This is a genomic window from Paraburkholderia sediminicola (assembly GCF_046026855.1).
Taxonomy (GTDB): Bacteria; Pseudomonadota; Gammaproteobacteria; order Burkholderiales; family Burkholderiaceae; genus Paraburkholderia; species Paraburkholderia sediminicola_A.
In genome coordinates, this window is the sequence record NZ_JAQQET010000013.1 from 113726 (window position 1) to 127207 (window position 13482).

Annotated in this window: 9 protein-coding genes; 4 read left to right on the forward strand and 5 right to left on the reverse strand. The window is 62.4% G+C overall.

Annotated features, from left to right (window positions below; all coding sequences use genetic code 11):
* Positions 1–48: 48 nt before the first annotated feature.
* A complete protein-coding gene (locus PQR40_RS16410) occupies positions 49–1221 on the reverse strand; it encodes a porin (protein ID WP_408509410.1) in 1173 nt (390 codons plus the stop codon).
* Between the two features lie 564 nt (positions 1222–1785).
* Between PQR40_RS16410 and PQR40_RS16415 the strand changes: the two genes are divergently transcribed.
* Together PQR40_RS16415 and PQR40_RS16420 are read left to right on the forward strand one after the other, a co-directional pair.
* Positions 1786–2895 (forward strand): OpgC domain-containing protein, encoded by a 1110-nt coding sequence (locus PQR40_RS16415; RefSeq protein WP_408388885.1) that lies wholly within the window; start codon positions 1786–1788, stop codon positions 2893–2895.
* A 188-nt stretch (positions 2896–3083) separates the two neighbouring features.
* Complete coding sequence (locus tag PQR40_RS16420; RefSeq protein ID WP_408509411.1) at positions 3084–3944, forward strand: alpha/beta hydrolase; 861 nt, start codon at positions 3084–3086, stop codon at positions 3942–3944.
* Between the two features lie 45 nt (positions 3945–3989).
* Here PQR40_RS16420 and PQR40_RS16425 read toward each other — a convergent pair whose 3' ends face one another.
* Positions 3990–5072, reverse strand: a complete 1083-nt coding sequence (locus tag PQR40_RS16425; RefSeq protein ID WP_408236194.1) for an AI-2E family transporter — start codon at positions 5070–5072, stop codon at positions 3990–3992.
* 345 nt (positions 5073–5417) lie between these two features.
* Here PQR40_RS16425 and PQR40_RS16430 point away from each other — a divergent pair, with 345 nt between their 5' ends.
* Together PQR40_RS16430 and PQR40_RS16435 are read left to right on the forward strand one after the other, a co-directional pair.
* Positions 5418–5702: a DUF3331 domain-containing protein gene (locus PQR40_RS16430; protein WP_028197253.1), complete on the forward strand. Its 285-nt coding sequence runs from the start codon at positions 5418–5420 to the stop codon at positions 5700–5702.
* Positions 5703–6117: 415 nt separating this feature from the next.
* Complete coding sequence (locus tag PQR40_RS16435) at positions 6118–8682, forward strand: adenosylcobalamin-dependent ribonucleoside-diphosphate reductase (RefSeq protein ID WP_408236191.1); 2565 nt, start codon at positions 6118–6120, stop codon at positions 8680–8682.
* A 6-nt stretch (positions 8683–8688) separates the two neighbouring features.
* Here the strand turns inward: PQR40_RS16435 and PQR40_RS16440 are convergent, their stop codons facing one another.
* The 3 genes from PQR40_RS16440 to PQR40_RS16450 form a co-directional block, all read right to left on the reverse strand.
* A complete protein-coding gene (locus PQR40_RS16440; protein WP_408236188.1) occupies positions 8689–9639 on the reverse strand; it encodes a dimethyl sulfoxide reductase anchor subunit family protein in 951 nt (316 codons plus the stop codon).
* Between the two features lie 11 nt (positions 9640–9650).
* Positions 9651–10397 (reverse strand): 4Fe-4S dicluster domain-containing protein, encoded by a 747-nt coding sequence (locus PQR40_RS16445; protein ID WP_408236185.1) that lies wholly within the window; start codon positions 10395–10397, stop codon positions 9651–9653.
* Positions 10398–10459: 62 nt separating this feature from the next.
* Positions 10460–13381 (reverse strand): molybdopterin-dependent oxidoreductase, encoded by a 2922-nt coding sequence (locus PQR40_RS16450; protein WP_408236182.1) that lies wholly within the window; start codon positions 13379–13381, stop codon positions 10460–10462.
* Between the last annotated feature and the right edge of the window lie 101 nt (positions 13382–13482).

Genomic DNA, 13482 nt, shown 5'->3' on the forward strand with positions numbered 1-13482 from the left:
TTATTGCACCTGGCGTTGCCGTCGTCATTCAATACACGACCGGCGCCCCTAGAACTTATGCCGTATCGCCGCGCGCACCACGACCTGCTTCGAAGTCGATGACGGCGATTGGGTGCCAGGCGTAAAGGCATCGTCCAGAATCGAATAGGTGGCGTCGCCGGTCACCTGCTGATACTCGCCCTGAATGTACACATCGGTACGCTTGGACAGGTTGTAGTCCGCCATCAAGCCGAACGAATGAATCTTCGGCTTCACGCCACCGCTCGAAGCGTCGTAGGTTTCCATCGTATAGACGTACTGCGCGCCGACGAACAGCATCGGCGAAATCTGATACTTGCCGTTCACCTCGAAGTTCTGATACTTCAACGAGTTCAACAGCACCCCCGGCGGCACAAGCGGCGTCACGCCGAGATAGCCGTTGCCGGTCGGGTCCAGGTAGTTCGAGTTGGTGTACACGAAGCCGGCCGTGGCCGGCCCGAAGGTGTAGGTGATGCCGCCGCCGAACACGCGCATGCGGGCGGCGATAAAACTGGCGTCGTTCGCAGTAATCGCACCGTTTGAACCGTTGCCGGGGTTGTCAGCCTGCAGATATGCCGCGGCAACCAGCAGTCCGCCGTAGGTGTACTGGCCGCCGAAACTGTACGCGCGGTTATTGGCGAAGCCGGTGTCGTTGCTGAAGCTGTAGACGCCGCCGAACTGGAAGCCCGAAATCGACGGGCTGGCATATTTGACGCTGTTGTCGAGACGGAATGAGTTGTCGGTGTTGTCGTTATCGTACGGGTGCGAGAACAACGCACCGGCCCAGTCGCCGTTGGCCGTGGTCTGCGCCAGATAGTCGACCACCGAGTCGTACTGACGGCCGAACGTCAATGTGCCGTAGGACTCCGAACTCAAGCCGACGAACGCCTGGCGGCCAAACATCCGGCCGCCCTGGTCAAGCTGCCCGGAGCTGACGTCGAAACCGTTTTCCAGCTGGAAGATCGCTTTCAGGCCGCCACCGAGTTCCTCGGCGCCTTTCAGGCCCCAGCGGCTGCCTTGCGCATCGCCGCTGGCGAGTTCATAGACATGGCCGCGGCCGACATTGTTGGTGTAGTTGATGCCCTCATCGAGCACGCCGTACAGCGTCACGCTCGTCTGGGCAAAAGCAGGCGCGGAGAAAATGGCTAACGAGGTGGCGGACAAAGCGGTGGAGACAGCCAGCGCGAACACTTGCTTGTTCATGAAGATCTCCCAGAACTCGAGTAATGGGACAACTCGATCCGACCGCTTTCTTTTGACGCTTCTTGAGGCGTTTATCGACCCCGACGCGCTTTCAGGAAATCCTCACACGCCGTTACGCCGCCGTCTATCAGGTGTCGCGTCCATATCTCAAAACGTTGCGAAATCTCCACTGCATCGGGCGCCCCTTTTTTCGCGGCGCTTATTCAGGTAAACGGCGCCGCGTTGTCCGGACTTAAGCCGGCTGTCGCATTGGACGCGGCAGCCCGGCACGTCCCGTAGCGTGTTTGTCATCGAAAGAAATATAATCGAAAGCTTTTTTGCGGCGGCGCAGCGGAACTCCGCGCCGTCAAACGGGTCATTTTTACTGGCCTCGACAACCGCACTTCGCGTGGCCGATTCAAGCGGTGACACGGATGGCCGCCCCGCAGGTCGGCTATCTGCGGGGCGGCTATCTGCGGGGCGGCCATCCGCCGCTGCACCCGATCCAATTTCAAAAAGCTTTGTGAGACGTCTGCCGCGCTGAACTAGCGCGCCGTCGCACGGGGCTGCTTCAGGCACCACACAATGCAAAAGTCGCAATCCCGTTTGATCGAGCTCGATTTTTTTCGCGGGCTGGTTCTCCTGATCATCGTCGTCGATCACATCGGCGGCAGCATTCTGTCGCGCGTCACGCTGCATGCCTATGCGTTGTGCGATGCCGCCGAGGTCTTCGTGTTCCTCGGCGGTTTCGCCACCGCTACGGCCTACGCCGCGCTCGCCGAACGGCGTAACGAGGCGACCGCGCGCAGCCGTTTCCTGCGGCGCTCGCTGGAAATCTATCGCGCCTTCCTCATCACGGCCGGCTTGATGCTGCTGGTCAGCGCGGTGCTGACCGCGTTCAGTATCGACGGCCCGAATCTCGCCACCACCGATCTCGACGATCTGATGGACGCCCCCGTGGCCGCCCTGCGCGACATCCTGCTATTCCGCCGTCAGCCGTATCTCGCTTCCGTGTTGCCGATGTACGCGTTGTTCGCGCTGCTGGTGCCGATGATCCTGCCGCTCGCGCGCAGCAAGCCGTGGTTGCTACTGGCCGGCAGCGTCGCGCTGTGGGCGGGCGCACCGGCTATCGACGCCTACCTGCCCGCCGCGCCGGACATGCACTGGGATTTCAACCCGTTTGCCTGGCAGTTGCTGTTCGTGCTCGGCGCGCTGGCACGTTGCCAGCCGGTTTATCAGCGGATCAGCGCGCACCGTCTGGGCTGGCTGGTCAGCTTACTGGCGTTCGCCGTGGTCGCTGCCGCGGCCTACTACAAGCTGTTTATCGAACGTGAGCCGCTCGACGGCAGCCTCAAGCAAAACCTCTCCTATCTGCGCGCGGTCAATTTCCTTGCGATTGCGTGGCTCGTCGCGAACCTGATCCAGCTCGGCTGGGCAAGAAAGCTCGCTCAATGGATGCCGTGGGTTGGCATGATCGGCCGCAAAGGGCTGCTGTGTTTTATCGCGGGCGCTGTGATTTCGCTGGTCGTCGATTCGGTGCTGTATGCCGCGACCGACGGCTATCTGAACTATCCGCTCGGGTTGGTAGCGGATGCCTTTGCGGTCGGCGCACTGTTCGCCGTCGCCAGGGCGTCGGAGCCGCTCAAGCGCATCACGGCGCGCCTCTGGAGCTTGCGCCTCAGAACGTCGCCCTGAATGAGCAGCGTGCGCATGCACGCGCGAGCGTTGGCTGGGTCGCCGCATGCCGGGTTGTCGCTTGCGTGCCCACCGGGTTTCCGGGTTCTCGCTCACTCCGCTTACCGCTTGCCGCTTGCCGATTTCCACTGCCGATACTGATAGCATGACGACCGCGCGCGACCTGCGCGGCCGCCTCTTACCCTGACATGCGTCTATTCCTACATTCCGCACTCTTCGCGCTGTGTGCTGCTGTCGGTGCGCCGGCAAGCGCCAGCACCGTCATCAGCCGAAGCTTCCATTCCGAAGCGCTCGGCCGCGATTGGGCCTACACGATCTATCTGCCCACCGGCTATCGCCACGACGCCGCACGCATTCCCGTGCTCTACCTCCTGCACGGCAATAACGGCGACGCCAACGACTGGCTCACGCAAGGCCACCTTCAAGCCACCGCCGATGCACTGATCGAGCGCAGGGAGACGCCGCCGGTTGTGATCGTCATGCCGCAAGGCGGTACGGACTGGTATGTCGATCGCAAGGAGAAGATGGAGACCGCATTCTTCAGCGATCTGCTGCCGGAGATCGAAACGCGCTACGCAGTCGCGACGCAGCGCGGCGGGCGGATGATCGGCGGCGTTTCGATGGGCGGTTTCGGCGCATTGCGCTACGCCATGACGCAACCGGAGCTCTTTTGCGGCGCGCTGCTACTAAGCCCCGCGATCTATGCCAATGAGCCGCCGCTCGCTTCAGCTGCGCGCCGCGTCGGCGTGTTCGGCGACCGGCAGTTCGATCCGCATGTCTGGCACGCGCTCAACTATCCGGCGCAATGGGAACGGTACATGAGCCAGCCTTATCGCCTGCCGATGTTCATCGCCGCCGGCGACGACGACCTCGCGATCCAGGCCGATGCGTCATTGCTTTACACCCATCTCCGGATGGCGGGAAATCCGGCGGCGCTGCGCATCATCGACGGCGGTCATACGTGGGATGTCTGGAGCGCGCTATTGCCCGCCGCGCTGAAATACACGCTGGGCTGCGTCAAACAGTCAGCGCGCGAGCAGGAAAAGTAACCCGGCGAATCAGCAGTCCTGATTGCGCCGGGACATTGCGTGCAACTATTGCACGAGATCGGTCCACAGCACCATCAGCACGGTCATGAGCGCGGGCCCAATGAAGAGGCCGAGCAAACCGAACGTCTCCGCCCCGCCGAGAATGCCGAATAGCACCAGCAGGAAAGGCAATCGCGTCGAGTTGCCGATCAGCACCGGCCGCACGAAATGCTCGGCGACAAACACCACGATCGAGCCGAACACCGCAAGCCCGATGGCCCCGGCAACCGAGCCTTGTGAAAACAGCCATAAGGCCGCAAGGCCGAACGTGATCGGCGCACAGAACGGCAGCATCGCGGCGATCGCCGTGATGAATGCGAGCAGCGCGACGTGCGGCAAGCCGGTCACGAAATAGGCAACGCCCATCAAGGCGCCCTCGCCGAGCCCGACCACCACCAGCCCCGACACCGTACCGCGCACTGCCGCGGCCATGCGCTCGAGCAACTGCGCGCCGTCATCGCCGAAGCCCCGCCGCACGCCTTTCATCAGCGAGCCAGACAGACGCGGCCCCGCCTGAAAGATCACGAACAGCGTGACCAGCATGAAAGCGAACACCATCAAGCCATGTGCCGCGCGCGCGCCGAAGTGGCGGCCGAGCGTCATCACCGTGGTGCTGTGCAGCCCCTTCATTGCCGCCGAGTCGCGCAGCGGCTGAGCGAGATTGGCCTGCCACCAGGCTGAAATCTGTTGCACGCCAAACGGCAAGCGCTCGAGGATGTCCGGCATCGGAATACCGTTTTCCTGCACCGTCTTGAACCACTCATTCATGTCGTGGGCTTCGCGCAGCGCCTGTGTAATGCCGATCCCGACCGGCAGCACCACGAGCAACGCGATAGCGAGTGTCAGCACGGCGGCGATCAACGTCGTGCGGCCGGTGAACCAGCGGCTGCCTTCCACCTTTTTCAAAAACGGCCACAGCGCGATTGCAATGACGCCGGCCCATGCCACCGCCGCAATGAAATCGCGCACGACCCACAGCGCCAGCAGCACGAGCGCGATATACAGGACGAGTAAAGCCGCTTTCTGCTTTTTCGGGCGATCAGGCGGTGTCGGCGATTCTGGCGGCGCTACTGGGGGGCGTGAAATCATGTGGGCTCTTAAAGTCTTGTGGACATGCGCGCGAGCCGACCGGAAAAATGCAAACCCGCTACACTTGCATCGCACGGTCGCTCAACAATAACGACATCTTAAAGGAAGCGCCGAAGCCCTTTGCAGCCGGCATTTTCGTCGCGCTGCGTACAACACTGCGTTGCAAAAATCCACGCTATCGCAAATTCACAACGCATATGGCCCGCAAAGCCCCGTCGTTTCGTGTAAGCGTGGATGTCAAGTTTCATTGTTGCTAATTCGAGAACAGTGTTTCAACGCCGGCACAATGGCTATCCAGGGCGCACGGGACTACATTCGGCACACCACAATACGGAGCCGACGATGATGACCTTAGAGTCCATCCCCCTTGACGGTACCAATGGCGTACGCATCGAAATTCTCGAGCGCTCCGACACCACGCTGGTGATCCGCTGGGTCGAACCGGGGCGCTGTCATTATGGCGAGCAGCGGTGGCGGCGGCGGTCGGCGCATACCTCAGGAACGTGCGCGGTAACGCGGCGCAAGATTCGCCGTGGCGATGCGGTGTTCAAACCGGCTGAGCGGCCGGCGCCTTCGAATGCTTCTGCAATGATTTGTGCTGAGGTGCTGGGCGAACTTGTTGAGGCCTGAGGTTTTTGCCTGGACGGCAATTTGCTGATCTGCGCTTAGGGCGTTTGCCGTCGTTGATCCCTCTCGTGATCTATTTGCGCTGATTCCCCTCGTGATCTATTTGCGTTGATCCCTCCCGTGATCTATTTGCGTTGATTCCCTGCGCGCCGACTCCTTCCCGGCCGCACTCACACACGCCTGGCGCCGCTTGTCAACTTTCTGCCTGAAAAGCCACGGCAAAAGGCCACTGCGGCTGCCGAACAGCCGATTGGTATCCCTGCCCCAAAAGCCTGATTGCGGCCCTTCGCCACGTGCGTTAAGGTGATCTCCGTTGCGCCAGGTCACCACACCTGCCAGACGCGCATCGTTAAATGAATGTCCTCCATCCCATTCGAACGCGCCGCAGCCCGTCTGGCGGCAAACGAGAGGCGACACCATGGCAGAAGACACCCCCGAAACCCGCGCCGCAGCGGTTCCTCCCGCCCAGCTAGTTGCACCGCAACAATTCTCGCTGGACGTCCTGCTCGAGAAATACGCGAAAGGCGGCGAGCAATCGGCCGACGACGTATTCCAGCGCGTCGCCCGCGGCGTCGCTCAGGCGGAGCCGGAAGCGTTGCGTGAATCGGTGGAAGCGCTTTTTGTCGACAATCTGCGGCACGGCGCACTCGGCGCCGGGCGCATCATGAGCGCGGCCGGCACGGGCATCGCCGCCACGCTCATTAATTGCTTCGTGCAGCCGGTCGGCGACGCGATTCAGGGTGTCGACGATCAAGGCCTTCCCGGCATCTACGTGGCGCTGCTGCAAGCCGCCGAAACGATGCGCCGCGGCGGTGGTGTCGGCTACAACTTCTCCGCGATCCGGCCCAAGGGTGCCCGCGTTCATACCACCAGCTCGTCGGCGTCCGGCCCGTGCAGTTATATGGACGTATTCGACGCCTCCTGCAGGACCGTCGAAAGCGCCGGCTCGCGGCGCGGCGCGCAAATGGCCGTGCTCGACTGCAATCACCCCGATCTGATCGAGTTCATCGAGGCGAAACATTCGAAAGGCCGCTGGAACAATTTCAACGTGTCGGTAGGCGTCACCGACGAATTCATGCGCGCCGTCGAAGACGATCAGCCCTGGCCGCTCGTGCACCGCGCCGAGCCGTCGCCGGCGATGCGCGCGGCAGGCGATGTGCGGCAACGCGAAGACGGCCTCTGGGTATACAGCGAACGACCCGCTCGCGAGATCTGGGATCGCATCATGCGCTCCACCTACGACGTCGCCGAACCCGGCATCGTGTTCATCTCGCGCATGAACGAGGACAACAATCTACGCGCGGTCGAAATTATCCGCGCCACCAATCCATGCGGCGAACAACCGCTGCCCGCTTACGGCTGCTGCAACCTCGGACCGTTGAACCTCACGCGTTTCGTGCTCGATCCGTTCGCGCAAATGAAAGGCCGCAAGCCTTCGTTCGACTGGGACGGTCTTGCCAAACGCACCCGCACCCAGGTGCGTTTTCTCGACGACGTGCTCGACGTCACGCTATGGCCGCTGCAGCAACAATACGACGAGTCGCGCGCCAAGCGGCGCATCGGCGTGGGCTTCACCGGCTTGGGCGATACGCTGGTGATGCTCGGCCTGCGCTACAACTCGCAGGAAGGCCGCGACTTCGCAGTCCGCATCGCCCGTCTGATGCGCGACGAAGCCTATCGGGCATCGGTGGAACTGGCGCGCGAGCGTGGCGCGTTCGAATTGTTCGACGCCGGGCGTTATCTGGAAGCGGGCACCTTCGCCTCACGCCTGCCCGACGACATCAAGGATGCGATACGTGAGGACGGCATCCGCAACAGTCACTTGCTGTCGATCGCGCCGACCGGCACCGTCAGTCTCGCGTTCGCCGATAACGCGTCAAACGGCATCGAGCCGGCCTTCTCGTGGACCTACACGCGCATGAAGGTGATGGCCGACGGCGGCCGCGAATCGTTCGACGTCGAAGACTACGCGTATCGCCTCTACCGCGAGCTCGGCGGCGATGTGAAAAACCTGCCCGATTACTTCGTCAGCGCACTCGAAATGTCGGCACGCGACCACCTCGACATGATGGCCGCCGTGCAACCTTTCGTAGACACGTCGATCTCGAAGACCGTGAACGTACCGGCGGACTATCCGTTCGAAGCGTTCGAGAGCCTCTACTTCGACGCGTGGAAAAATGGCCTCAAGGGTCTCGCCACGTACCGCCCGAATGAAACGCTCGGCGCGGTGCTGAGCGTGAGCCCGCCGCAAGCGGATGACACGCTGGCCGAAACCGATCAGGATCCGCTGCGGATCGCGATCGATCATCGCCCCAAGGGCGAGTTGCCGGCGATCATCGAAAAGGTCGAATACCTGACGCAAGCCGGCAAGAAGTCGCTTTACGTGGCGGTGTCGTTCATCGAAGTAACGGGACGCCTCGGTGGTGAAGATGTCACGATCGAGCGCCCCATCGAGTTCTTCATTCCGACCGGTCAGCGCGACGAATCGCAGCAATGGATCACGGCGACAATGCGTTCGCTGTCGCTCGCGGCACGCGGTGGATTTGTCGCGCGTAACTTGCAGGATATGCGCAAGGTGTCGTGGGATCGCGGGCAGGTGCGGCTCGGCGAGGTGCAACGTCTTGACGGTCATCGCACGCCACGCTGGCACGATTCCGAAGTGGCGGCGCTCGCTTTTGCGATCCAGCAGATTCTGCATCGGCGCGGTTTTCTCGACGCCGAGGGCAATCAGGTGCCGTCGCGTATGTTGGCGCGTCTACCGCGCGGGCAGATGAACGCTGAAACGGCGTTGCCCGCAGATTTCGGCATCCGTCCGCATCCCGGTGACGCTAACGACGAGTCGACGCTGGCGCAACCCGGTGGCGTGCAAGGGCTGCACACCATGCTCGGACGCAAGTGCGGCTCGTGCGGTGCGAACGCGGTAATCCGCAAGGACGGTTGCGATTTTTGCACCGCCTGTGGCGAGGTCGGCGCGTGTGGGTGAGTAGCATCACCCCACTCTCGCGTAATACAGGTTTTGCGGATGCTTTGCCTCGGCGAAGAAAAACCACCGCTCAGCCACCAAACCCGCGTATTGCACGAGACACGCGGCCGCCAGCAAGCTGAGCGAGACGCCAATCGAATGCAGGCTTGCGCCCAGCACCATCAACACGACAGGCGCAACAAACGCGGCCCCGAGGAATCCCCATTTGACCCCGCGCAGCGTCCCCGCCGATTTGCCGTGAAAGAACTCGCGCAGATTGAACGCACCGGCGGTAAAGCCGCGTGAGACCTGCACGAGTTTGGGGTTCCTGATGCCGGTTGCGCTCTGCACGGTGGACTTCGGCCGCAATCGCGCATTGCGCACGAGCGATGCCGAACGGCTCCCGCAGCCCGCCAGCGTCAGCACGCAGGCACAGATAGCCAGGCCCGCTGTCAGACCCGGCGCGAACCACGCGGTCATCGCCGTCGCCAACGTGAACCCGGACGCGCAACCTAGCAGCACGAAGTTGACCAGCGTCAGCGGCGTGGCCCATTCCTGCAGAAAACGCAGGCACGCGTAGATCATCGCCGAGCAGACGAACAACAGAGCGCTCGCCACCACGCCGAGCCAGCCTATCGCGAGCGACCACGGCGAGCCAAACCAGTGCGCGACACCATAGAAAAAAGCACAGGCGAGAAACGCCGGCAGGCACAGACATTCACGCGACAACCATGAAGTCCGCCACATCGCAACCGCACGCCATGCGCGCTCCGGATGCCCGAGATGGAAAAACGAGGCAATCAGTCCGAGGCCGCCCAACACGACCGACAAGCCCGCGGCGGTGACATAGAACGCATCCGCGGGCGCCGTGACGAGTCCCAGATGCGCGGCCGTCTCCACGCCGACGAGCGCGATCAGCAGACCTTGCGCCGCGCCGCTCAACGTAGTGAGAAAAACCACTGAAAAAGCCGGATTCATCGCGAAGTCCTTTAGATACGCGTCGCCATCGACGCAAGATGCAGTTCACCGCGCTCGAGCTGCGCATCGACCGATTCGGGCATCTTCAGCGCCGTATCCGCGTCTTTGCACGAGCAGGCACTGCTGCCGCAACCCGATGCCGACGTCGTGACGCGCGGCAAATAGTGGTTCGCCGGCCGCGTATTCCACTCGGGCATCAACTGATAGCCGCCGCGCTCCTCAATCGCCTTCGACACCACCGACTCCGGATCGTGGATATCGCCGAACAGTCGCGCGGAGGTCGGGCACGCGAGCACGCATGCCGGCTGGCGATCGCGCTCGGAGAGGTTTTCATCGTGAATACGATCGGCGCACAGGGTGCACTTGGTCATCTCCTTGCGCGCTTCATCGAGTTCGCGCGCGCCGTACGGACACGCCCACGCACAGTATTTGCAACCAATGCATTTGTCGAAATCGACCAGCACGAGGCCATCTTCCTTGCGCTTGTAGCTGGCGCCGGTTGGACACACCGGCACGCACGGCGGGTCCTCGCAGTGCAGGCACGACTTCGGGAAGTGGATCGTCTCAGCGTTCGGGTAGCTGCCGGCTTCAAAACTCTGCACGCGATTGAAGAACGTCCCGGACGGATCGGCGTCGTACGGATTCAGGTCGGCGAGACTGCCCGACTCGCCCGACGTATTCCACTCCTTGCAACTCGTGACGCAAGCCTGACATCCCACGCACACGTTCAGGTCGATCACCAACGCCATCTGAGTCATGAATCGCTCCTTGCTGCTTTCCTTGCGTGACTTACGCGCTACCTATATCCAATGCTGGTGGGCTACTTGCGCCCCGCCGCGCCACGCAACCGTGCCGCGAATTCGCCTCGTCCCGCGAAATAGGTCTGCACGATCCGTGATATCACCCCGTTCGACCCCGGCAATGCGGGCATCGCGTCGAACTGCGGCAGCGTATGACGCGCGTCCGCTTCCGCCGGATAGATGCGCACGCGTACGTCGTACCACGCGGCCTGCCCTGTCACCGGGTCCGAATTCGAGAGACGCGCGGCCGCTTCGTCACGACCGGGTAACTCGTCGGTGATGAGGTGGTTGAGCAGGAAGCCGCGCTGCGATTCGTTCGCACCCGCGCCGAGATTCCACGCGCCCGAGGCCTTGCCGATCGCGTTCCAGGTCCATACCGTGCCGGGTTCAACGGTCTCGCTAAAGCGCGCCATGCAGCGCACGCGGCCCCATTGCGATTCGGCATAGATCCAGCTACCGTCGGCGATACCGTTTTCGGCCGCCATCAACGGATTCATGTAGAGATAGTTCTCGCCATGAATCTGCCGCAGCCACGCGTTCTGCGAATCCCACGAGTGATACATCGCCATGGGCCGTTGCGTCACGGCGGCGAGCGGAAAACGCGCGAGATCGGTGGAGTCGCTTTCGAGCGGTGCATACCAGAAGGGCAGCGGATCGAAATACTTTTCGACCCGCGCCCGCAAGTGCTCCGGCGGTTGCCTGCCGCTTGTGCGTCCTTGTGCGGCGAGCCTGAACTTCTGCATGACGTCGGAGTACAGCTGGATCAGGATCGGCTCCTTGAATTTACGGAAGCCTTTTTCCACCGCCCAGTCGAGATACGGCCCGTTGCAGTTGCGCATGTACTGGAGCGTCTCCGGCAAGCGGTAATGGAACACGCAGTTGTTCTTTGCGTACTGTTCCCACTGTTGCGGATTCGGCTCGCCCACCAGCGCCTTGTCGCCGTCCTTGCCGCGCCAGCCGATCAGAAAACCCACGCCGGAATCAGGCGTCGTCGTGTGATTGACGATGAAGTCGGGATAGTCGCGAAAGCGGCGCGTGCCGTCGGCCGCCGTGAAAGCAGGAAATTTGAGGCGCGAAGCCAGCTCGATCAGCACCTCCTGAAACGGCTTGCACTCGCCCGTTGGCGGCACGACCGGCACACGCACGGAATCCACCGGACCGTCGAATTCGGAAATCGGCCGGTCGAGCATCGACATGGCATCGTGCCGCTCGAGATAAGTCGTGTCCGGCAGGATCAGATCGGCGAACGCCGTCATCTCCGACTGGAACGCATCGCACACAACGAGAAACGGAATCTTGTACTCGCCGTTCGCATGCTTGTCGACGAGCATTTCGCGCACCTTCACCGTATTCATCGACGAATTCCAGGCCATGTTGGCCATGAAAATCAGCAGCGTGTCGATGGGATAGGGGTCGCCGCGCCAGGCATTGGTGATCACGCTATGCATCAGGCCGTGCACGGCGAGCGGATATTCCCAGGAGAAGGCTTTGTCGATCCGAACCGGACCGCCGTTTTCGTCGATGAACAGATCTTCAGGCGCGGCCGGCCAGCCGAGCGGCCCGGTTGCGAGCGGCGTGTTCGGCTTGACGGCGTCGGGGCTGTTTGGCGGTTTAGCCGACGGCGGCACCGCGCGGGGAAACGGCGATTTATGACGAAAGCCGCCGGGGCAGTCGATCGTGCCCAGCAGCGACATCAGCACCGCAAGCGCGCGGATCGACTGGAAACCGTTGGAATGGGCGGCCAGCCCGCGCATCGCGTGAAAAGCGACCGGGTTGCCGGTGACGGTCTCATGCGTCTCGCCCCACGCATCGGTCCAGCGGATCGGCAGCGTGATCCGGTGATCGCGGCTGGTCTGGATCATTTCACCGGCGAGGCGGCGAATCGTATCCGCCGCAATACCGGTAATGCCGGCGGCCCACTCAGGCGTGCAGTCGGCCACGCGCTCGCGCAGCAACGCGAACGATGGCGTGACCGGCGTGCCGTCGTCGAGCGTATAGCGTCCGTCGAGTGCGGGCGTTACGCCGGGGGCATGATGCGGTACGGCGCGTGCGGCCGTGGCGTCCCACCAGAGATGATTTTGCGGAAAGAGCGGATTGCCGACAGGCCGGTCCGGACCGCGCACGAAAAGGCCGAAGTTTTCGCTGGCTTCGTCCAGATCGACGAGTTCCGCCGCGTTCGTATAGCGCTGCACGAACTCGTGATCCCAGGCATCGGCCGCGATCAGTTCGTGCAGAAACGCCATGAATAGCGCGCCGTCGGTGCCCGGCTTGATGGGCACCCATTCGTCCGCAATCGCGGCGTAACCGGTGCGAATCGGATTGATCGCAATGAAGCGTCCACCCGCGCGCTTGAATTTGGAAATAGCGATCTTGAGCGGATTCGAATGATGATCTTCCGCCGTGCCGATCATGAAGAAGAGTTTGGCGCTGTCCAGATCCGGGCCGCCAAATTCCCAGAATGAGCCGCCGATCGTATAGATCATGCCCGCCGCCATGTTGGCCGAGCAGAAGCCGCCATGCGCCGCGTAATTAGGCGTGCCGAACTGTTTGGCGAAAAGGCCGGTAAGCGCCTGCATCTGGTCGCGCCCCGTGAAAAGCGCGAATTTCTTCGGATCGGTGGCGCGAATCGTGGCAAGACGCTTTTCGAGCACGTCGAACGCGACCTCCCACGACACCGGCTCGAACTGCGCGCTGCCCCGCTCCGCGCCCGCCTTGCGCATCAACGGCTGGGTCAGACGCGCAGGCGAGTACTGCTTCATGATGCCCGAGGCGCCCTTCGCACAGATCACGCCCTGGTTCAGCGGATGCTCTGGGTTCCCGTCGATATAACGCACCTCGCCTTCACGCAGATGCACGCGAATGCCGCAGCGGCAGGCGCACATGTAGCAGGTGGTCGTCTTGATCTCGAGCCGTTCGTCCTGCGTGCGGGCGTGGTGTTCCATGCGGGATCTCCGTCGCGGCTCCGGCTGTGTCGAAGCGATGTGGGTTCAATATCGACCATCCTATGCGCCGTGAGTCCACAAGGGAAATCGCGATTTATGAC

Excerpts from the sequence above, each read along its gene's own strand:
- PQR40_RS16450 (WP_408236182.1), bottom strand. The coding sequence starts at position 13,381 with ATGGAACACCACGCCCGCACGCAGGACGAACGGCTCGAGATCAAGACG.
- PQR40_RS16445 (WP_408236185.1), bottom strand. The coding sequence starts at position 10,397 with ATGACTCAGATGGCGTTGGTGATCGACCTGAACGTGTGCGTGGGATGT.
- PQR40_RS16410 (WP_408509410.1), bottom strand. The coding sequence starts at position 1,221 with ATGAACAAGCAAGTGTTCGCGCTGGCTGTCTCCACCGCTTTGTCCGCC.
- PQR40_RS16435 (WP_408236191.1), top strand. The coding sequence starts at position 6,118 with ATGGCAGAAGACACCCCCGAAACCCGCGCCGCAGCGGTTCCTCCCGCC.
- PQR40_RS16440 (WP_408236188.1), bottom strand. The coding sequence starts at position 9,639 with ATGAATCCGGCTTTTTCAGTGGTTTTTCTCACTACGTTGAGCGGCGCG.
- PQR40_RS16415 (WP_408388885.1), top strand. The coding sequence starts at position 1,786 with ATGCAAAAGTCGCAATCCCGTTTGATCGAGCTCGATTTTTTTCGCGGG.
- PQR40_RS16425 (WP_408236194.1), bottom strand. The coding sequence starts at position 5,072 with ATGATTTCACGCCCCCCAGTAGCGCCGCCAGAATCGCCGACACCGCCT.
- PQR40_RS16420 (WP_408509411.1), top strand. The coding sequence starts at position 3,084 with ATGCGTCTATTCCTACATTCCGCACTCTTCGCGCTGTGTGCTGCTGTC.
- PQR40_RS16430 (WP_028197253.1), top strand. The coding sequence starts at position 5,418 with ATGACCTTAGAGTCCATCCCCCTTGACGGTACCAATGGCGTACGCATC.